Annotated in this window: 14 protein-coding genes; 4 read left to right on the top strand and 10 right to left on the bottom strand. The window is 60.0% G+C overall.

The window, feature by feature from the left end:
• Positions 1–47: 47 nt before the first annotated feature.
• Positions 48–638 (bottom strand): NAD(P)H-dependent oxidoreductase, encoded by a 591-nt coding sequence (locus KO536_RS15625; RefSeq protein ID WP_219262363.1) that lies wholly within the window; start codon positions 636–638, stop codon positions 48–50.
• A 143-nt stretch (positions 639–781) separates the two neighbouring features.
• Positions 782–1,546 (bottom strand): sulfite exporter TauE/SafE family protein, encoded by a 765-nt coding sequence (locus tag KO536_RS15620; RefSeq protein ID WP_219262362.1) that lies wholly within the window; start codon positions 1,544–1,546, stop codon positions 782–784.
• 107 nt (positions 1,547–1,653) lie between these two features.
• On the opposite strand from KO536_RS15620, the gene KO536_RS15615 reads away from it, so the two are divergent.
• The 3 genes from KO536_RS15615 to KO536_RS15605 all read left to right on the top strand — a co-directional run bounded on the left by KO536_RS15615 (position 1,654) and on the right by KO536_RS15605 (position 4,559).
• Positions 1,654–2,535 (top strand): LysR family transcriptional regulator, encoded by an 882-nt coding sequence (locus tag KO536_RS15615; protein WP_133078815.1) that lies wholly within the window; start codon positions 1,654–1,656, stop codon positions 2,533–2,535.
• Between the two features lie 138 nt (positions 2,536–2,673).
• Entirely contained in the window at positions 2,674–4,077 is a 1,404-nt protein-coding gene (locus KO536_RS15610) for an amino acid permease (protein ID WP_133078814.1), read from the top strand.
• Positions 4,078–4,214: 137 nt separating this feature from the next.
• Complete coding sequence (locus tag KO536_RS15605; protein ID WP_016783536.1) at positions 4,215–4,559, top strand: cupin domain-containing protein; 345 nt, start codon at positions 4,215–4,217, stop codon at positions 4,557–4,559.
• A 55-nt stretch (positions 4,560–4,614) separates the two neighbouring features.
• Here KO536_RS15605 and mmsB read toward each other — a convergent pair whose 3' ends face one another.
• The gene (mmsB, locus tag KO536_RS15600; RefSeq protein ID WP_219262361.1) at positions 4,615–5,502 is read right to left on the bottom strand and encodes a 3-hydroxyisobutyrate dehydrogenase; all 888 of its coding nucleotides are present in this window, start codon (positions 5,500–5,502) and stop codon (positions 4,615–4,617) included.
• 11 nt (positions 5,503–5,513) lie between these two features.
• Positions 5,514–7,028, bottom strand: coding sequence for a CoA-acylating methylmalonate-semialdehyde dehydrogenase (locus KO536_RS15595; RefSeq protein ID WP_219262360.1), 1,515 nt, complete (start codon positions 7,026–7,028; stop codon positions 5,514–5,516).
• 114 nt (positions 7,029–7,142) lie between these two features.
• On the opposite strand from KO536_RS15595, the gene KO536_RS15590 reads away from it, so the two are divergent.
• Positions 7,143–8,090 carry a LysR family transcriptional regulator gene (locus KO536_RS15590; protein WP_219262359.1) on the top strand — a complete coding sequence of 316 codons (948 nt, stop codon included), beginning with the start codon at positions 7,143–7,145 and terminating at the stop codon, positions 8,088–8,090.
• Between the two features lie 118 nt (positions 8,091–8,208).
• Here KO536_RS15590 and KO536_RS15585 read toward each other — a convergent pair whose 3' ends face one another.
• The 6 genes from KO536_RS15585 to recC all read right to left on the bottom strand — a co-directional run bounded on the left by KO536_RS15585 (position 8,209) and on the right by recC (position 19,904).
• Positions 8,209–8,712: an OmpA family protein gene (locus KO536_RS15585; protein ID WP_219262358.1), complete on the bottom strand. Its 504-nt coding sequence runs from the start codon at positions 8,710–8,712 to the stop codon at positions 8,209–8,211.
• Between the two features lie 7 nt (positions 8,713–8,719).
• Positions 8,720–9,991 (bottom strand): diguanylate cyclase domain-containing protein, encoded by a 1,272-nt coding sequence (locus KO536_RS15580; protein ID WP_133078805.1) that lies wholly within the window; start codon positions 9,989–9,991, stop codon positions 8,720–8,722.
• Complete coding sequence (locus tag KO536_RS15575; protein WP_133078804.1) at positions 9,988–10,563, bottom strand: YfiR family protein; 576 nt, start codon at positions 10,561–10,563, stop codon at positions 9,988–9,990. Before KO536_RS15575 ends, KO536_RS15580 begins: the two co-directional genes overlap by 4 nt.
• A 121-nt stretch (positions 10,564–10,684) precedes the next feature.
• Positions 10,685–12,769: an exodeoxyribonuclease V subunit alpha gene (recD, locus tag KO536_RS15570; RefSeq protein ID WP_219262357.1), complete on the bottom strand. Its 2,085-nt coding sequence runs from the start codon at positions 12,767–12,769 to the stop codon at positions 10,685–10,687.
• Positions 12,766–16,455, bottom strand: coding sequence for an exodeoxyribonuclease V subunit beta (gene recB / locus KO536_RS15565; RefSeq protein ID WP_219262356.1), 3,690 nt, complete (start codon positions 16,453–16,455; stop codon positions 12,766–12,768). Before recB ends, recD begins: the two co-directional genes overlap by 4 nt.
• Positions 16,455–19,904, bottom strand: a complete 3,450-nt coding sequence (gene recC / locus KO536_RS15560; protein ID WP_219262355.1) for an exodeoxyribonuclease V subunit gamma — start codon at positions 19,902–19,904, stop codon at positions 16,455–16,457. Before recC ends, recB begins: the two co-directional genes overlap by 1 nt.
• Between the last annotated feature and the right edge of the window lie 247 nt (positions 19,905–20,151).

The following is a 20,151-nucleotide window of genomic DNA, read 5'->3' as shown; positions in this document are numbered from 1 at the left end:
ACCGCGTCGCCTGCATCGCGAGCAAGCCCGCTCCCACCCTGGCGTCGTTATGCCTTGAGAGCGAACACCTCGCTCAGGTGCTGTTCATAACGCGCGGCGTCGATTTCGGGTTGCGGACGCTTCATCACGTCGACACACAAGAAGGTCGGCAGGCCGGTCATGCCCAGGAATTCATTGGCTTTATGGAACGGGAAGTACACCGCGTCCACACCTTTGCCTTCGAAAAAGTCCGCCGGATCATCGAACGCTTGCTGCGGGGCGTTCCAGGTCAGGGACAACATGTATTTTTTGCCGTGAATCAGGCCGCCGCTGCCGTAACGCTGAGAAGCGTCGGAACGGGTACGACCGTCACTGGCGTAGAGCTTGCCGTGGCCTTGAGTAAACACTTCATCGATGTACTTCTTGACGATCCAGGGCGCACCCATCCACCAGCCCGGCATTTGATAGATGATCACGTCAGCCCACAGGTATTTTTCAACCTCTTCAGCGATGTCGTAGCCTTCGTCGATGTGGGTCACTTTGACTTCAAAGCCCTGGCGGTCAAAAAACGCCAGCGCGGTGTCGTGCATGGTCAGGTTGTAGCGACCATCGGAGTGGGCAAATTTTTTGGCGCCGTTAAGCAAGAGTATTTTTTTCATCATCAGCCTCCAGGGGGGTAAACCCTCAGCGCTGTTGAGCGACAGGGGGGTTAAAAATCATGTCGGCAGAATATCGATGCGCTTGCTCAAGAAAAACCCGTGGTGGGTCAAATCACCTTTGCTGTTAATGCACGAATGAATACTCAATTGTTGACCAGCAAGTGCGCACCCAATAGCGCCATGCCTATAAAGAACACCCGTTTGAACAGTGCGGCGCTGATGCGCTGGCGCAACCACTGCCCCAGCCACATGCCGAGCATGGCGGGCACCAGCGCCAGCAATGAGGCATTGAGCTCACCGCTGCCCAGATTGCCGCGCCAGTAAAGCCCGGCGGCAAGGGCCAATGTGGAGACGCTGAAGGACAATCCCAAGGCCTGAACCAATTGGTTTTTGCTTAAGCCCAGCGCCTGCAGATAGGGCACGGCGGGAATCACAAACACGCCTGTGGCCGATGTAATCACCCCGGTGATCACGCCGCATATCGGGCCCAGCCAGCGCTCGCGCTGCGGGGCGACGCGCAGGGTGGGCAGCCACAGCCCGCTGAGGGCGTAGAGCAGCAAGGCCGCCCCCAGCGCCCGCACCACCCACGTGCCGCCGTCGATACTTAGCCAGAGCATGCCAACCCCGGTGCCGATAAAGATGCCCAGCTGCATGGGCCACAGGCGTTTTATCAGCATGCGCAACTGCCCGCCTGCAGCCAGTTGCCAGGCGTTGGTGACAATGGAGGGAATGATCAGCAGCGCAGCAGCCTGCGCTGGAGCAATAGCCAGCCCGAGCATGCCCATCGCCACCGTTGGCAAGCCAAGACCGATGACGCCCTTGACGGTGCCCGCCAGCAAAAAGGTCATCATCACCAGCAGTGACAAGGCCAGGCCGAGGTGTTGGTAGAACTCGATCAGTGTTTTCATGGGTGTATGCTGGACCACGGCGACGGCGTTGAACATTCGCCATAGATGAAGCCTGCCTATTGCACAACAATAGGCTGAACACACACCTGGGCGGGCAAGGACCTTTCATGCACTTCGATCTGGTTGATCTGCGCCTGTACTTGAATGTGGTGCAGGCGGGCAACATTACGGCGGGCGCCAGCCTCAGTCATTTGTCTCTGCCCGCGGCCAGTGCGCGGATCAGGGCGATGGAGGCGTCGTTGGGCGTGGCGTTTTTACACCGCTCTCGCCGTGGGGTCAGCCCGACCCCGGCCGGGCAAGCGCTCGCGCACCATGCACGGCTGTTACTGCAGCACGTCGAGCGCATGAACCATGACCTGGCTGAGTACGCCCTGGGCTTCAAGGGTCGGATACGCCTGCTGTGCAACACCTCAGCCCTCACCGAATACCTGCCCGAGCTGCTCGCCGATTTCGTGCGCCAGCACCCCACCATCAGCGTCGACCAGCAAGAACTCACCAGCCTGCGCATCACCCATGCATTGCGCCAGGACGCAGCCGATATTGGCGTCATCTCCAATGCCGTCGACACCCGCGACCTGCAAACCCGCCCCTTTCGCGATGACCCGCTGGTACTGGTGGTACCCCTCGGCCATCCACTGGCCAACAGGCCTGATCTCTCCTTCAGCGACACCCTGAGCCATGACTATGTAGGGTTGTCGGCCAGCAGCGCGTTGGCGGTGTACCTGGAAGAGCAGGCGCTGCACGTGGGCGTTCGCATGCAGGTGCGGATTCGCGCCGAAGGTTTCGACGGGGTGTTGCGCATGGTCGCCCGCGGTGCCGGGCTGGGTGTCGTACCCAAGGCGACGATTGAGCGCTGGCAGGCGCCGCGCACCTTCAAGGTGGTGAACCTCTGCGAGCCGTGGGCGGATCGCAAACTGCTGCTCTGCGCACGCTCGTTTGAGCAGTTGCCTGCCTATGCAGTGGCATTGCTGGAGGCGTTGAGCCTGTAGGAAGAGTCGCTGTTTGGTGCTCTCCTGTATGCCTTCGTTTTTACCAAGAGTAATATCCGGGGCTTGCGACACCCTAGGCACCTTTGGCCGCGGGTATTTTTATCAAGTTTTTGAGAATAACAACTCACAGGGCACCCGATGGCTGACGCTAACTCCCCCCCGGTCACACTCAAACGCGGTTTGAAAAATCGCCATATCCAGCTGATTGCCCTGGGCGGCGCGATTGGCACGGGCCTGTTTCTGGGTTCGGCGGGCGTGCTCAAGTCGGCCGGACCGTCGATGATTCTTGGCTATGCGATCGCCGGTTTCATTGCGTTCCTGATCATGCGCCAGCTGGGCGAAATGATCGTCGAAGAACCGGTTGCCGGCTCCTTCAGCCACTTTGCCCACAAGTATTGGGGCGGCTACGCGGGGTTTCTGTCGGGCTGGAACTATTGGGTCCTGTACGTGCTGGTCGGCATGGCCGAGTTGACGGCGGTGGGCAAGTACATCCAGTTCTGGTGGCCCGAGGTGCCGACCTGGGTCAGCGCCGTGGTGTTCTTTGTGCTGGTCAACCTGATCAATACGCTGAACGTCAAAGTGTTCGGCGAAATGGAGTTCTGGTTCGCCATCATCAAGGTGGTGGCGATTGTCGGCATGATCGTACTGGGTTGCTACCTGCTGTTCAGCGGCACCGGCGGCCCGCAGGCGTCGATCAGCAACCTGTGGAGCCACGGCGGGTTCTTCCCCAATGGCGGCATGGGCTTGCTCATGGCGATGGCCTTTATCATGTTTTCCTTTGGCGGCCTGGAGTTGGTGGGCATCACGGCGGCTGAAGCCAGCGAGCCGAAAAAAGTGATCCCCAAGGCCATCAACCAGGTGGTGTACCGGATCCTGATTTTCTACGTGGGCGCACTGACCGTGCTGCTGGCGTTGTACCCGTGGGACCAGTTGCTGGTCACGCTCGGCGCCGGAGGGGATGCCTACGGCAGCAGCCCGTTTGTGCAGATTTTTGCCTTGATCGGCAGCGACACCGCCGCGCAGATCCTCAACTTTGTGGTGCTGACCGCCGCGCTGTCGGTCTACAACAGTGGTGTGTACTGCAACAGCCGCATGCTGTTCGGCCTGGCCGAGCAGGGTGACGCGCCCAAGGCACTGATGAAACTGACCAAAAATGGCGTGCCCTTGCGCGCGCTGGGCGTGTCGGCGCTGGTGACGTTGCTGTGCGTGGTGGTCAACTATGTGGCCCCGCATAAAGCGCTGGAGCTGCTGTTTGCGCTGGTGGTTGCCTCGTTGATGATCAACTGGGCGCTGATCAGCCTCACCCATATCAAGTTCCGCAAGGCGATGGCCGTTGAGGGCGTGACGCCTTCGTTCAAGGCGTTCTGGTTCCCGTTCAGCAACATCCTGTGCCTAGTGTTTATGGCGGTGATCGTCTCCGTCATCTGGATGATCCCCGACGTTCGCGCTTCGGTGTATGCAATCCCGGTATGGCTGCTGATCATTTACGGGTTCTACCGTTTACGCCTGAGCAAGGGCCAGGCGCTGGCGAACACCCGCTAAGCCTTCAGCCGTTACACAAAAGCCCCGCGCACTCACTCAGTGCCGGGGCTTTTGCGTATCTGGGTGTCGGAATCAGGCATCTGTCAGTGCGCCACCACGGTTAGGGTGAGGTTCGATAACCCATCACCGGAGGTCTTATGTCTGCGCCAATCACCGTGCTTCGCGACACCCATCCCCTGCCCGTGCTCGATGCCTGCAAATGGGAAAAACTCGAGGGCGACCCGCATACCGTCAACCTCAACGCTTACACCAGCGAAGACGGCAGCAAGATCATGGGGACGTGGATCTGCACGCCCGGCAAGTGGTACGTGGAATATGTGAAGTGGGAATACTGCGATTTCCGTGAGGGCTATTGCATCATCACCCCGGAAGGCAAAGAACCGATCCATCTGCGGGCCGGGGATATCTTTGTGGTGGAGCCGGGTATGAAAGGCACGTGGGAGGTGGTGGAAACCGTGCGCAAGTACTTCGTTTTTGCGTGATTGAAATCATGCAAAAAAACCGGGAATCCGCCCGACGCGGATTCCCGGAAAAGCCCTATTCGGGCTTGCGATAGCTATTGATGATGGCCGAAAAGTCTTTGCCGCCTTCACCGCGCAGACTCATGGCCTGATACAACTGTTGCGCCACAGCCCCCATCACCACAGGTTGATGGGCCTGGCGTGCAGCCTCGGTGGCCAGCCCCAGGTCCTTGAGCATCAGCTCGGCGCCAAAGCCGCCGGTATAGCCCCGCGATGCCGGGGCCGTTTCAACGATGCCCGGCCACGGGTTGTACACCTCCGAACTCCAGCAGCGCCCGGTGGAGCTGTTGATAACACCCGCAAGCACTTCGCTGTCGATGCCCAGCGCGGCACCCAGTGCCATGGCTTCGCTGACGCCGACCATGGAAATCCCGAGCAGCAGGTTGTTGCAGATTTTAGCCACCTGGCCGGTGCCCACATCCCCGCAATGGACGATGTTGCGACCCATTTGAGCGAGTACCGGGTGCAAGGTGTCGAACAATGCTGGTGAGGCGCCGACCATAAAGGTCAGGGTCCCCGCCTGCGCGCCGCCCGTGCCGCCGGATACCGGTGCATCGGCCATTTGCACGCCCTGTCTGGCCGCAGCGGCGGCCACTTCACGGGCGGTTTGCGGGTCGATGGTGCTGCAATCCACTGCGGGCACCCCGGCACCGATCCCGGCCAACACCCCGTCTTCACCCAGCCATACGCTGCGTACATGGGCGGCCGCCGGGAGCATGGTAATCACCAGCCCGGTGCCTTGGGCGGCTTCCCGTGGCGAGGCGCTGACATGACCGCCAAGGGCCGCCAGTTCGGCCAGGATGTCTTTGTTCAGGTCAAACAGGTTCAACGAGTGCCCGGCCTTGAGCAAGTTGCGCGCCATCGGTGCGCCCATGTTGCCCAGGCCAATAAATGCGATGTTCATGGTGTGTGCCCTCAACGAAGATGGATGGTGGTGTTAACGCCATCATTCACGCTTTCATCGTCGAACCAGCGACTGGTGACGGTCTTGGTTTGAGTATAGAACTGCACAACCTGCTTGCCGTACGGCCCCAGATCACCGAGTTTCGAGCCACGGGAGCCGGTGAAGCTGAAGAACGGAACCGGCACTGGAATCGGGATGTTGATACCGACCTGACCGACATCGATTTCAGTCTGGAACTTGCGTGCCGCAGCGCCGCTTTGGGTGAACAGCCCGGTGCCATTGCCAAACGGGTTGGCATTGACCAGTGCGATGGCCTGATCGAGGGTGTCGACTTCAATTACCACCAACACCGGACCAAAGATTTCCTGGGTGTAGATTTGCATGTCGGTGGTGACGCCCGAAAACAGGGTCGGGCCGATAAAGTTGCCTTGTTCGAAACCCGGAACCTTGACGTTGCGCCCGTCCAGTTCCAGCACCGCGCCTTCTTTGATCCCGCTTTCAATCAGCCCCAGTACGCGCTCTTTCGCACGCTTGGAGATCACCGGACCTACATCGGTGCCCGCCTCACTGCCTGCGTTGACCTTGAGCTGCTGCGCCAGCGCCTTGAGGTCTGGCAGCCATTGTTTGGCGGCGCCCACCAGCACCACCACCGAGGTGGCCATGCAACGCTGGCCGGCAGCGCCAAAGCCTGCACCAACCAGTGCGTTGAGGGTTTGTTGACGATTGGCGTCGGGCAGCACCACGGCGTGGTTTTTGGCGCCCATCATCGATTGCACGCGTTTGCCGTGACGGCCCGCCAGGTCATAGACATGGGTGCCGACGGCGGTCGAACCGACAAACGATACCGCTTTGATATCGGTGTGGGTGCAGAGCGCGTCCACGACCTCCTTGCCGCCGTGTACGACGTTGAGCACGCCCGGCGGAACACCGGCTTCGATGGCCAGCTCGACCAGCATCAGGGTCGACAGCGGATCTTGCTCGGACGGCTTGAGTACGAAGGTGTTACCGCAGGCGATGGCCATCGGGAACATCCACAGAGGAATCATGGCCGGGAAGTTGAAGGGTGTAATGCCCGCGCAGACGCCGATAGGTTGACGCAAGGTGTAGGTGTCTACCCCGCCTGCAACGTTTTCGGCGAATTCACCCATTTGCAAAGTGCCGATGGAGCACGCGTGCTCGACCACTTCCAGACCACGGAAAATATCGCCCTCGGCGTCGGCAATGGTTTTGCCTTGTTCAGCACTCAGGACAGTGGCAATACGTTTGGAGTGTTCGCGGATCAACGCTTGCAGCTTGAGCATGATGCGCATGCGCGCACCGATAGGCGTCAGCTTCCAGGTCTGGAAGGCGCGTTGAGCGGCGGCGATGGCAGCATTGACTTCATCGGCGGTAGCGAACGGCACTTTGGCCAGCACTTGCTGGGTAGCCGGGTTGACGATGTCGTGCCACTCGGTGGTCTGCGACTCGACCCATTCGCCGTCGATCAGCAAGCGTGCGTTTTGATACGGGGTGTTAGAAACGCTCATGGAAGTCTCCGGAATTATTCTTGTGAGTACGGGCGTCCAGATTGGTCGCAGGACTGTTTTTGGAGTATAGGTGTGCGTTCTTCTAATAAGAACGCACATAAAAGCCGGTCTAACATGCAAAAAAACATCACATCGTTAAGCGCCCTGAACTGGGACGACCTGAAGTTTTTTCTTGAGGTGGCCCGCACTCGAAAAGCCAGCAGCGCAGCCAAACGGCTGGCGGTTGACTACACCACCGTGTCGCGGCGGATCAGCTCGCTGGAAGCTGCTCTGGGGACTTTGCTGTTTGAAAAGTCGCGCACCAATGGCTTTACCCTGACCAACGAAGGCCAGCGGTTGCTGGGGTATGCCGAGTCGATAGAAAGCACGCTGCACATGGCCTGCGAGCAGGTATCAGGGTCTGGCGTGGCGCTGTCGGGGCATGTGCGCATGGGTTGCACTGAGGGTTTTGGCAGTTTTTTCATCACTCCCCAGCTCAGCCATTTTGTGGATACCTACCCGGCGATCTCGGTGGATATCCTGCCGTTGCCACACTTCATCAGCTTGTCCAAGCGCGAGGCCGATATTGTTATCGCGCTGGAGCGCCCGGAACACGGGCCCTATGTGTGCTGCAAGCTGTGCGACTACCGCTTGCAGCTGTATGCGACCCAGGAGTATCTGGACCAGCACCCGCCGATCCGCCGGATGACTGATTTGTCGGAGCATACGTTTATCAGTTACGTGGACGATCTGGCGTTCAGCTCGGAGCTGCTTTACCTGGCCAATGTGCTGCCGGGCGCCAGCGCCAACTTGCGCAGCACCAGCGTGATTGCGCAATTCGTGGCCGCGCAGCAAGGCCGTTCGCTGGCGATTCTGCCGTGCTTTCTGGCGGCTCAGGACCCGCGTTTGCTGCCGGTGCTGCCTGACGAGGTCAACCTCACGCGACAGTTCTGGATGTACTGCCGTGAAGATCTGAGGAAGTTGAAACGCATCACCTTGCTATGGGATTACATCCGCGAAGTGACGGAACTGAATGCGCCGCTGCTGCTGGGCGAGACGCGCGGGATGAAATTTGTGGACTGACCTCACCCCCTGTGGGAGCGGGCTTGCTCGCGATTCAGACACCGCGGTCTGCCTGAATGATCGCGGTGATGCTATCGCGAGCAAGCCCGCTTCCACAAAGAGGGGTCAGTACGAATCTCTAGTCAGCAATCACCACAATCGACACGCGGCGGTTTTCCGTACGCCCGGCGCGGGTGTTGTTCGACGCCACCGGCTCGCGGCTGCCCAACCCACGGATCTGGATATTCTCGGGGCGCATGCCGACCTTGAGCAGAGCCTTGACCACGCTGTTGGCGCGGCGAACGGACAGTTGTTCGTTGTAGGACTCCTTGCCTGAGGAGTCAGTGTGGCCGTCGACCCGCACGCGCTGGATGTCTGCACCGAGCAAGGCGGTGCCGATGCGCTCCACGATTTCCTGGCTTTGCCCGTTGAGCACTTCAAGGTCGCTGCCAAACAACACTTTGCCCGACAAGCCAAATGCCCAGCCCTCTTCAGTCAGCTCAAAGCCCTGCTCTTTCAGAACGGCAACTTGGGCAGGCGTCAGCCCTTTTGGCGCAGCCGTCTGGCAACCGGTCAGCGACAGCGTGGTCAGCAACAGGGCAACGCTAAAAAATGTCAGGTAACGATGGATCAAAACACGCATGTGGGGGTTAGCTCCTGGTAATGACGGTGTTTGCGGGGCACTCCAGCTCCGCAAGGTGTTGCCCGCCTCGGGAGAGGCGCTTTGCCTGGTACATCGCCGCATCCGCTGCGCTGAGCAGATCCTCGGCGGTTGCACCATGCTCGGGATAGACGGCGATGCCGATACTGAGTGAGGACACGATGCCGATTTGCCCCGGCACTTTAATCGGCTCAAGCATGCTGGCGATCACCTTGTCCGCAATGCGCTGGGCGTCTTCGATCTTGTGCAGCGGGGTCAGCAATATTGCAAACTCGTCGCCACCCAGACGCGCCACAACATCGCCTTCACGCAACTGGGCGCGAATGCGCGTTGCGATAGCCACCAACACCGCATCACCTGTGGCATGGCCAAAGGAATCGTTGATGTCTTTGAAATGATCGCTATCGAGGAACAGCACGGCGGCCTTCCCTCGGGCGTTGTTCAGCGAGCGCAGGGTGCGCGTCAGTCGCGTTTCAAAGTAGGCGCGGTTGGGCAGGTTGGTCAGCGAGTCGTGACTGGCCTGATGCGCCAGAGTCTGGTTTTCGTTCTGCAGATGGCTCTGCCATGACTCAAGTTCATCGAGCAGTGCATTGAAGTCGTTGCCCAGGCTGTCCAGTTCAGCAATATGCGCAGGCGGCACGCGCCGATCGAACGCACGCTCACGGCGAGCGGCGTGGGCCACTTCTGCCAGTTGTTGCAGGGGACCCGTGATGCCATCCAGGAGTCGACGCGACAGATACAACGCACTCCAGGCACTGAGCGCCGTGCACACAAGCACACCCAACAGCCCGCTCAGTAAAAATCGCAGCAAATTGGCACCATGCCCCCGGACTGTCACCAAGCCGATTTCCTGGCCCTGATGCAAAATCGGCACGCTGATCGGTTGCTCAAGCAAGCCATCGGCCAACAGCATTTCGACCTTCGACAGCAGGCCGTTTTCAGGGCGTTGCCAGTGCGCAAGCAGTTCGCCATCGTCTGTGTAGATCCGAGCCTCGGCGACCGCTTCAGTGGACGCAATCATGGCCAGCGCTTCGGTTGCCGCCGCGCGGTCATCAAACACCACGGCGGCTTCCGAGGTGTAGTTGATGGCGCGGGCAATCAGGTGCAGGTTGTGATCGGCGTAAACCTTGAGCGCAAGCACACCCAGCAGGGTCATGGAAGCGCTGGCCAGTGTGACGGCCACCAAGGCCACGCCCAGGTGGCCACGGCGCAAGACCGAGCGCAAGCGCAGAGGTTTTTTACGGGGCTTGAACGCACTCATGGCTCTGCCGCCCGGCGGCGTGACAGCTGCAACACACTGGGATGAATACGTACGCCGCTGCGGGCCACGGAGTCGAGATTGACCTCAAACGACACTTGCTTATCGCGTACGTGCAAGCAAAAAAGGCTGCCAACGGTGCATTGATCACTGTCTTCGCTGATGCTCAGAACGGCTTTGGTATTCAGCCGGGTGAATAGACCACTGCGCTCCTCAACGCTGAGCTTGCCCAGATAGACAGCGTTACAGTCGCTCGCAATGCCCGGGTCACTGGCCAGCACGCGGTGCACCTGCACCGGTCTGCCACTGGATTGCGTCGCGCCCTTGAGCAGGTCATCGGTGTATTCGGTGGGGCCGATGATGCATAGCTGCAATTGCGCCGGCTCGGAGGGCCAGCGTGCATAGCTCAGGATGCCAAGGACCACTTGAGTCACAGCCTTGGCACGCTGATCAGCCAGGTTGATTGGCGCTTCAGCTTGAGCCAGGCAAGGTACGCTCAGCAGTAACAAGCAAAATGCAAGCAGCCGAAGCCGCCATCCAAAGTACTGTTCTGTCGATGAGACAGCCACGTCCATGCAGGATTTCTCTGTAATCTTTGTAAGAGTAATGTCGTAACGATAGCACAGCCGGCAAAACGACCGTGATACAGGTCACATTTGTTGCAATTGGGAACTCCATTTCCCTGTGGAAGCAGGCTTACCCCAGCCCCAGCATCAACCCGCTCAGGCGTTTTACCTTGCGCTGCACGGCCTCTTCAAAGACGCCGGTACGCGGCTCGACCAGGCTGAACCAGTTTTTAGCCCGGGTGATGCCGGTGTAGATCAGCTCCTTGGTCAACACCGGATTGAGCGCCTCGGGGAGCACCAACGCGGTGTGGGAGAACTCCGAGCCTTGGGATTTGTGTACGGTCATGGCATAGACCGTTTCAACGTCATTGAGCCGACTGGGCAGGACAAACCGAATACCGCCCTGCCCGTCGTTACGGGCGAATGCCACACGCAGCACATGACGCTGGGTCAGCCCATCACGCTCGGGGAGCCTGAGGGCGATACCGATATCGCCGTTCATCAGGCCCAGGCCGTAATCGTTGCGAGTCATCAAGACCGGGCGGCCTTCGTACCAATGCTGGTCACTGTCGATCAGCTTGCGGGCAAACAGGGCGCGGGTGATGCGCTCATTCAGGCCTTCGACACCCCAGGGGCCCTTGCGCACGGCGCAGAGAACTTGAAAGGCCTCGAACGCTTGCAGCACGTTACCCGCCCATGCCGCCCAACAAGGGGCTTCCAGACCGGTCTCGCCAGTAGGGCGCTGCTCGCGCAACACCTCAAGGTAATGCCGATAGCCTTTGGCCTCAGCGCCGCGTCCTTCCAGTGCCAGACGCTCAAAACCACGATCCTGCTCGCCCTTGAGGGGCAATGCAAAGAGGTCGGCGTGGGTGCCTGCCGCCAGCAGGGCCCGTGCTTCGCGGGACAGTTGCTGGTTGACCAGGCGCGACAGCTGGCCGATACCGCTGCCTTCGCCAAAACGGCGCGAGTGACGCAGCATGACCACTTGCTGGGCCAGTGGATGCGTACCCTCCAGATCTTGTTGCAAGTCACTGGCGCTCAGGTTTTCGCCGCTGACCTGCTCAAGCCAGGCACGGGTCTGCGGAGTGTACCAACCCGCTTCGGCATCACGGCACAAATCACCCAGCACCGCGCCGGCTTCAACCGACGCCAATTGGTCCTTGTCGCCCAACAGCACCAGCCGCGCATGGGCGGGCAATGCATCGAGCAAGTTGGCCATCATTTCCAGGTCGATCATGGACGCTTCGTCGACCACCAGTACGTCCAGTGGCAGGCGATTGCCCGCGTGATGACGGAAGTGGCGCGTGCCGGGGCGACTGCCGAGCAGACGGTGAACGGTGGTCACGTCACTGGGGATTTTTTGCCGAACCTTGTCGTCCACTTCCAGGGATTTGACTTGAAGGCTGATGGACTCGGTCAGGCGCGCGGCGGCTTTACCGGTCGGTGCGGCCAGGCGAATGCGCAAGGGCGCCCCCGCTTCGACGGCAGGGGCTTGAAGCAAGGCCAACAGACGCACCACGGTGGTGGTTTTGCCGGTGCCTGGCCCCCCGGTAACAATGCTGAATGCACCGCGAGTGGCCAGGGCGCAGGCCAGCTTTTGCCAGTCAATCAGCGCATGCTGTGCCGGGCTGCCGAACAAGCCGTTCAGCCGTGCAGGCAAATCATCGGGCGTTGCTTCAACCTGCGACAGACGTTGGCGCAAGGCGCTATCGATTCGTCGCTCATATGCCCAGTAGCGGCGTAAATACAGACGGCGCTCACTCAGCACCAATGGCCGGCTGGCCGCATCCGCCGATGGCTGGCCCGCGTGCTCAACCAACGGGCTGGCTTGCAGGGCCTTGCACCACGCGTCGCCCTCCAGCGCCTCAAGCAACTGCGAGGGCAGCAGCATGGCGCCGGTTTGCACATCGCCCTCGGGTGGCAAGGACAGTGCAAAGTCGGGTTCCTTGAGGGTCTCGAACAAATCAAGACACACATGACCGTGGCCCAACTGATGACTGGTCAACGCGGCCGCCAGCAACACCAAAGGATCGCCTTGCGGATCGCGCTCATGCAGGAACGCGACGAACGCTTTGTCCAGCGCACGCAGCCAGCCTCGCTCGACCCAGCGTTCCAGCAACAGCAGCAGATCGTCGGCACGGCCCAAGGGTTGCAGCAGGGCAAGGCTTTCGGCCGTCAACGGCGTGGGCAACAGTTCGGCAAACGAACGACTCATAACAACACTCCCTGTTCCCAGGCCGGCTCAGCTGTTTTCGGTAAAGGTTTGCCCTGGAACATCAGGTCCAGGCTTTCGATCAAGATTCTGGGGGGCCGGGTGAAATACACGCCCTGCCCTTGAGAGCGGGTGCCGCGCAAAAACAGATACAGCGCCCCCCCCATGTGCTGGTCGTAGTCATAGTCGGGCAATCGCGCCTTGAGCTGACGGTGCAAGGCCAGCAAGTACAAGACGTATTGCAGGTCATAGCGGTGATCCAGAATCGAGGCGGTCATCGCTTGCTCGGTGTAGGCCGAATCGTCGGCTCCCAGCCAGTTGGATTTGTAGTCCGCCACGTAATAACGGCCCTGGTGCTCGAAAGTCAGGTCGATGAAGCCCTTGAACATGCCGTTGAGCAGGCTCGGCTCGGCTCCCGCACGCGGCGCGCCGCCGTGGGTGTGCTGACGTACCAGCGTGTCCAGTTGCACAACATCGACTTTGTGGCTGGCAAACCAGAACTCCATTTCGATCTGGTACTGGCTCAGCTCACTCAGTACGACCGCTGGCTGGCCATTATTCAGACGCAACGGTTCGTCCTGCAGATGCTGCAGCCAGTCGCTCAAGGTCTCGATCCAGCCTTGCCAGCCACGCCGGTTGCAGCGCCGTGCCACGGCGTCGCTGATCGCTTCAGGGGTTGCCTTGAAACCTTCGCTGCCTGCCCACTCAAGCAGGCCGTGGAGAAAAGTCCCCGGATTTGGCCCACGTGGGAAGCGGTGTATATCACCGCCACTGAGTAACACTTCACGCGGCGCATCAGGATCGAGTCGCTCGTCATCAGAGAGCTTTTGCGCCAGTGCGCTTTCGGGCGCCTCGGCAGGGCTGAGGCTGTCACCGATGCGCAATGCGCTGTAGGACGCGATCCACCAGTTTTCCGCAGCACGGCGGCTCGGGATCAGCGGCTCAAGCAGGGTGGCTTCGTTAAGCGGTGGATAAAAATGCGCCTCGCCAGCGGGCGGTACCGGTTCGCACTGAATCGCGGCACAGTCTTGCCGGGCATCTGCCAGCCAGCTCTGCAACCCGACCGACTCGGCCAGCACGGCTCCGCCGCCCAGCAAATAACCCAAGGCACAAAGGTGCAGGATCGACCGATTGCTGTTGCCGCGCTTGAGGTCGGCAACGCCCAGCCAGCAAGCATGCTGGGCGCGGGTCAGGGCCACATAAAGCAGGCGCAAGTCTTCGGCCAGTCGCTCGTCATCCGCTTGGGCGATCAGCTCTGGCGTCGGGGTCAAGCTCACGTGGGCATTGCCGGCGGCGTCGTGGTAATGGAGCGGTAAACGGCTGCCATCCACGGGTTTTGTTGAGCAGATGAACGGCAAGAATACCAATGGGTATTCCAGCCCCTTGGACTTGTGGATGGTCACGACTTTGACCAGTTGCTCGTCACTTTCAAGGCGCAGGATCTGCTCTTCACCCGCCTGCCCGGACAATGCCAGATGCTCGGCCAGATGGCGGATCAACGCCTGTTCGCCATCCAGTTCAGCAGCCGCCTGTTGCAGCAGTTCGGACAGGTGCAGCACGTTGGTCAGCACACGCTCGCCATCTGGACGGGCAATCAGGGCCTGGGGCAACTCGAAGTCATGCAGCAAGCGGCGCAACATGGCGAGCACCCCTTGCTTGCGCCAGGTTTCGCGATAACCACGGAACTGCATCACGCGCTTTTCCCAGGCCAACTCGTCCTGGTTCAGGCGTTCCAGTTCAATCAGCGGCAGGTCCAGGGTGATACAGGCCAGCGCAGCACGCAGCGGACGTTCTACGTCCGGTTCGGCGCAAGCCTTGAGCCAGGCCAGTACATCGTGTGCTTCCTGCGCCGCGTAGACTGAATCCTTATCCGACAAGTAAACGCTGCGTACACCACGATTCGACAATTCTCGCCGAACCGCCTGAGCTTCCTTACCGTCACGAACCAGGATTGCGATGTCAGCAGGCAACACGCCGCGCATGAATTCGCCGTCTTTGGCGAAACCACAGCGACCTTGCTGACCGCCATTGAGCAATTCGACAATCTGGCTGGCACAGGCCGCGGCCAGGTTCTGACGATAGATGGCGCCCGACACGGGCTGCTCGGAGGCCAATTGCCAGAGCGTCAGCGCACTGACAGGCTGACCATCGAACTGCAGGATTTCTTTACGCCCTTGGGATTTGACTGACACAAAGGGCACAGGATTCTCAGCCCCTTCACGGAACAAAAATGCGCCTCGCCCGGTGTCACGCTGCTCCGCCCGCTCAAAGACATGGTTGACCGCCTTGACCATCGCGTGGCTGGACCGGAAGTTGGTGTCCAGCGTATGTAAACGCCCACTGGTGGCGTGACGTGCGCGCAAGTAGGTGTAAATATCGGCCCCGCGAAAGGCATATATCGCCTGCTTGGGGTCGCCAATCAGGAACAGTCCGGTGTCGGGGCTGTTGTCTTCGATCCGGTAAATGGTCTCGAAAATGCGGTACTGAACGGGATCGGTGTCCTGAAACTCGTCGATCAGGGCCACCGGGAACTGTTCGCGAATCAGGGTGGCCAGGCGCTCGCCGCCTTCGGCCTGCAATGCCGCGTCGAGGCGCAGCAGCATGTCGTCAAAGCCCATCTCGGCGCGACGGCGTTTTTCCTCTTCAAAGCGCACGCTGACCCAGTTCGCCGCATGTTGCAGAACCGCGGCGTCGGGCGTTGGCAAGGCATCGAGCGCAGCTTTGAGGCCCTGCATGGCGTCGAGCCCCGGATGCTGCGGGGGCGCGCCCTTCCAGGCTTCGGCCATGCCGTCGGGGGTCAGACGCGTGAAGCCAGTCCCGAGGTCGAGCTGCTCCTGAGCTTCGTCAGCAGCCCAGGCGCTGAGCTTTTCAAACCAGGGCTCGAAATAGCGGGCTTGCATTTTGCGACCGTCGACGGCTTTGCTCGCCACGGCTTGCAGGCAGATATCCCGTAGTTCTTGTGCCCACTGCAGCCACGGCGTTTTAAGCCCGGACAAGGCCTGGCGGCGCTCTTGCAGACAGGCTTCGATCATTTGCGCCGGCGTTTGCTCCGGGTTGGCTGGCTGGCGTGAGCTGCCAAACAGTGCCCGCACACGCGGCAACAAGGCGGCGGGGCCGCTCCAGTTGGCGCGCACCCAACTCAGCGCATCACCCTGCATGGGGTAGCAAAACAGCCGCCAGTAATCGCGCAGCACTTCTCCCAGCAAGTCGCTGTGGTCGGTTTCCAAGGTCTGGGTGAACAGGCTGCCGCTGTCGAAAGCATGCTCGCGCAACATGCGCTGGCACCAACTGTGGATGGTCGACACAGCAGCCTCGTCCATCCATTGGGCGGCGATGTCGAGACGTCCCGCGCAAGCGGCCCACTGCTCGCCAGCAAACTGTTCACGCAGTTGCTCGACCAGGGCATCCGGGGCTTCGATCTCGCCACGGAAGAACCGGGCCGCTTCTGCCAGACGGGTGCGGATACGATCGCGCAGCTCTTTGGTGGCCGCGTCGGTGAAGGTCACGACGAGAATCTGCGGCGGTAACAGTTCACGCCCAAAGCCAGACTCTTCGCCGCCATGACCCAGAATCAGCCGCAGGTAGAGCGCCGAGATGGTGAAGGTTTTGCCGGTACCGGCGCTGGCCTCGATCAGTTGGCTACCACGTAGGGGGAAGGCCAAGGCCAGCGGTAATGTTTGCTCGCTCATTAGCGGGATGCCTCGCTGTTCAATGAGCGCCAAGGCGCATCAAAAAGGGGTCGATAGAGGGCATCGCACCACTCTTCGAATTCTTCAGCAGCCATCAGGGCAGCGTAATCAGGAAACTGTCGGGCCAGAGCAGCGCTTTCGCGGCGTTCGCCGTCGCTGGTTTGGCCATCACCTTCGTAGGCTTTCTGCGCGGCCGCATCGGCCTTTACCGGGTCAGTTTGTGCCAGCCAGGCAAAGGCGGTTTTCACGGCAATGGGCAGCGGATGACTCATGCCGACTTTCCAGGCCACCAGCAGGTTGCCCAGAATATCGCGGGCCTGTTTGGCATCCAGAGGGTCGAGCAGCAAAGTGTCATCGCTGGCCACCAGAGCGGTAGACATCTCCAGGCCACTGGCACACGCCGCCAGATGATTGACCCACGGCCGGGTCAATCGGTGCCATTTGCGGGTTTTAATTGCGCCAATACTGTTAGGAATGGTGGTGATGGACAGTAGGCCTTTATCACTGCGCTGATGCAGATTGCTGAGCCAGCCTTCCAGGATCAGCCCCTGGTCCTCAAAACTGACGGGCAGCGCGCTGGCAAGCGGCGTGGGCCAAAGGGCCAGCAGTTGCTGATAGCGTTGCAATACATCCGGTAATGGTTCGATCAGCTCCTGTTGCAGGCATTCGCCAAACCCGGCCATGGGCAGCAGGCCGCTACCTTGCAAACGCAGGGCGCGGTTGTGCAACGCGTTTTCAAGCTGGTCGGGCTGTGCCAGTGCCGCTTCAAGCAAACTGTCGCTCAAGGTGTAGCGTTGCAGTGCATCGAGCACGAACGGCTCTTCATCGGCCAAAGGCACTTCGGCGGCTTCGAAGAATACTTTCAAGCGCTGACTAAAGAAGTGACGCACAGGGTTACGCAAAAAATCCTGTAACTGCGTCAGATTTAGTGGTTCTTCCTGCTCGTGTGCTCCTAACGCAGCGGGCTGAACCGGTTGCGGTTGTGGCGCATGTAATCGCTGCCATTCGCGGGCATAACTGAACAGGTTGGGGTTACCCTCGTGAAAGTAACGGGTGCTGAAGGGTTGCAGCGGATGCTCTTGAGTCATGGCCTCGAGCAGGTCACCGCCCCCTTGCAGATGCCAGCCATTGGCAAGGTGATCACGCAGTTGGCCAATCAGGACACAGGCGGGGCGCTCGCTGTTGTCGCGAATACTGCGCCCTACCCAGCTGATATAGAGCTGGTCGCGGGCAGAAAGCAGCGCTTCGAGTAGCAGATAGCGGTCATCCTCACGGCGGGAACGGTCTCCCGGGCGATAGTCACTGCCCATCAAATCGAAATCCAGCGGCGGTTGTGCCCGCGGGTAGTCGCCGTCATTCATGCCCAGCAGACACACCAGCTTGAAGGGGATCGCACGCATCGGCATCAGGGTGCAGAAATTGACCGCACCGGCAAGAAAGCGCTGTGACAGTTTTCCTTGGTCAAGTCCGGTGAGCCAGGCTTCGCGTACTACGGTCAGCGGTAACTCATCTTGCAAGCCAACCAGCTCACAGGTTTCGAGCCAGGTTTCGCGCAACTCTTCAAGCTGGGCCAGCAGGTAGTCGTCATGCTCGGTTTCTGCCTGGAAAAACAGCTGCACCAGCGCTTGCAGTCGCTCGCCCCATTGCTGTGGCAGCGCCGGTTTCGAGAGTTCTTGATGGGCGATTTCAAGCGCATCGAGCAGGGCCACAAGCGGGCCGATGAGTACGGCGTCAAGGCCGCCAATTTCATCGTAAGGCTCGATGCCATCGCACGCTTCGCCACTGCCCACCGCATAGCCAAGCAGCATGCGACGCAGGCCAAAGCGCCAACTGTTTTGCTCCAGTTGCGGGGGCAAGCCCAGGCCCGCGCGTTGTTCGGCGTTCAACCCCCAGCGAATGCCCGCACCTTCGATCCAGCGATGCAGGGTTGGCAAGTCGCGTTCCTGGACGTTGAAGCGAGCGCGCAGCGAAGGGACGTCGAGCAAGTCGAGGATTTCACTGACGGGGAAGCGGCTGTCAGGCAACTTGAGCAGATGCTCGAGGGCGATCAGTAACGGATCGCGGCCCCGCTGCCCCTGGTCGGCCAAGGTGTAAGGAATAAAGCGGCGATCATCCCGTTCAATCTGACCGAATACGGCGCGGATGTGAGGTGCGTAGCTGTCGACATCCGGCACCATCACAATCACATCACGGGGTTGCAACTGAGGATTTTCGCTAAATCGTGCAAGTAGCTGGTCGTGGAGAATCTCGACTTCTCGCTGAGCACTGTGGGCAATATGAAAACGGATTGAATGATCCGCTTCCAGGTCGATAGCGGGCCACAACTCGCGGGTTTCGTTCAGGGGGCGCAGTTCAAGAATGTCATCCTGCAACTGGTTGAGCAGGTTAAGCGGTTCTACTTCGCTGAACAGATCAATACGGCCATCACGAAAAGCCGCACGGTAGCTGTTGGGATCGTCGTAGCTGTCGAGCAGGTTGATGTAGTCGCGACCTTGTTTACCCCAGGCGGCCAGTAGTGGATGGGCATGTTGATGCAAGGTGTCGAGATCAAGTGCTGTAGGCATTCCGCTTTTGCGGGCCTGGCGTTTGTACTGATGGCGTAGCAGATCCTTGTCGGCAACGATGTCAGACCAATGATGGCGGCAGGGGTTATGCACGCACAGCAATACCTGGCTGAAACGAGCGAGCCCAGCCAGGGCTTCGAGCGCTTGGGCAGGCAATGATGAGATACCGAAGACGATGACTCGGGCAGGCAAGCCGGACGGCGCTTGCTCAAGGCTGCTGATCTTGTCCATGAAGCGCTGGTGAACACCGGCCCGGCTCTGGGACATGCCTTCCTCGCCCACATCGAGCAGTAGCGCACGCCACAGCTCGGCTTGCCAGCAGTTGGCCGGGCTCAGGGCCGGGCTTTCACCTCGGGCGTTGCGCAGTTGATGACGGCCAGCGGCCCAATCTTCGAGCCAGTCGGCACGATAGACCTGATATTGGTCGAACAGGTCAGCGAGTCGCTCTGACAATTGATAGCGTTTTCGCAAATCGGTGTCGTGAGTCAGGAAGCGCTGCAGCGGCTCGAAGTGTGGTTGATCAATGAGAGCAGGAAGCAGGCGCATCAGGCGCCAGGTCAGCGGGCCTTTGTCGAGCAGGGACTTGGCGGGGATTTCTTCGCTGCCTAATACAAGTCGATAGAGTTGCCACAAAAAACTGCCGGGCAACTGCACATCCACCGCTGCCGCAATTCCGCAGCCGCCGAGGTCATCGTCCTGAGCGTCTTCGGCCAGGGCCAGCTTCAGCCATTGGGCGATGCCGTTGCTCTGCACCAACGCGATTTCGTTTTCCAGAGGAGCCAGGGGGTAGCGACGCATCCAACTGACCACCAGGCTACGTAACTCATCAAGGCGGTTACCGTGAACCACCATAAAACCCGCATTGAGGGACGTAGCAACCGGCATGACGGCATCCTTAGGAGAAGGCAAAATCCAAAGGCGAACCTTAACATTGCTCGGCAAGATTGGTGGAGCGCAAGCTCAAAGACAGGGCGTGGGGCTGGGCAGTATCGAGCGATTTATTGGAAGTGTGCTTACCGAAACTTTTCTCGGCCCAAAAACAAACCCCCTGTCTGCGTTAGCAGACAGGGGGTTTGGAATTTAATCTTGACGATGACCTACTCTCACATGGGGAAACCCCACACTACCATCG

It is taken from the genome of Pseudomonas sp. NKUCC02_KPG (assembly GCF_019345465.1).
Taxonomy (GTDB): Bacteria; Pseudomonadota; Gammaproteobacteria; order Pseudomonadales; family Pseudomonadaceae; genus Aquipseudomonas.
This window is presented reverse-complemented; position numbering and strand designations above follow the sequence as displayed.

Excerpts from the sequence above, each read along its gene's own strand:
- KO536_RS15590 (WP_219262359.1), top strand. The coding sequence starts at position 7,143 with ATGCAAAAAAACATCACATCGTTAAGCGCCCTGAACTGGGACGACCTG.
- KO536_RS15610 (WP_133078814.1), top strand. The coding sequence starts at position 2,674 with ATGGCTGACGCTAACTCCCCCCCGGTCACACTCAAACGCGGTTTGAAA.
- KO536_RS15595 (WP_219262360.1), bottom strand. The coding sequence starts at position 7,028 with ATGAGCGTTTCTAACACCCCGTATCAAAACGCACGCTTGCTGATCGAC.
- KO536_RS15605 (WP_016783536.1), top strand. The coding sequence starts at position 4,215 with ATGTCTGCGCCAATCACCGTGCTTCGCGACACCCATCCCCTGCCCGTG.
- KO536_RS15585 (WP_219262358.1), bottom strand. The coding sequence starts at position 8,712 with ATGCGTGTTTTGATCCATCGTTACCTGACATTTTTTAGCGTTGCCCTG.
- KO536_RS15580 (WP_133078805.1), bottom strand. The coding sequence starts at position 9,991 with ATGAGTGCGTTCAAGCCCCGTAAAAAACCTCTGCGCTTGCGCTCGGTC.
- recB (WP_219262356.1), bottom strand. The coding sequence starts at position 16,455 with ATGAGCGAGCAAACATTACCGCTGGCCTTGGCCTTCCCCCTACGTGGT.
- KO536_RS15615 (WP_133078815.1), top strand. The coding sequence starts at position 1,654 with ATGCACTTCGATCTGGTTGATCTGCGCCTGTACTTGAATGTGGTGCAG.
- KO536_RS15620 (WP_219262362.1), bottom strand. The coding sequence starts at position 1,546 with ATGAAAACACTGATCGAGTTCTACCAACACCTCGGCCTGGCCTTGTCA.
- KO536_RS15625 (WP_219262363.1), bottom strand. The coding sequence starts at position 638 with ATGAAAAAAATACTCTTGCTTAACGGCGCCAAAAAATTTGCCCACTCC.
- recD (WP_219262357.1), bottom strand. The coding sequence starts at position 12,769 with ATGAGTCGTTCGTTTGCCGAACTGTTGCCCACGCCGTTGACGGCCGAA.
- mmsB (WP_219262361.1), bottom strand. The coding sequence starts at position 5,502 with ATGAACATCGCATTTATTGGCCTGGGCAACATGGGCGCACCGATGGCG.
- recC (WP_219262355.1), bottom strand. The coding sequence starts at position 19,904 with ATGCCGGTTGCTACGTCCCTCAATGCGGGTTTTATGGTGGTTCACGGT.
- KO536_RS15575 (WP_133078804.1), bottom strand. The coding sequence starts at position 10,563 with ATGGACGTGGCTGTCTCATCGACAGAACAGTACTTTGGATGGCGGCTT.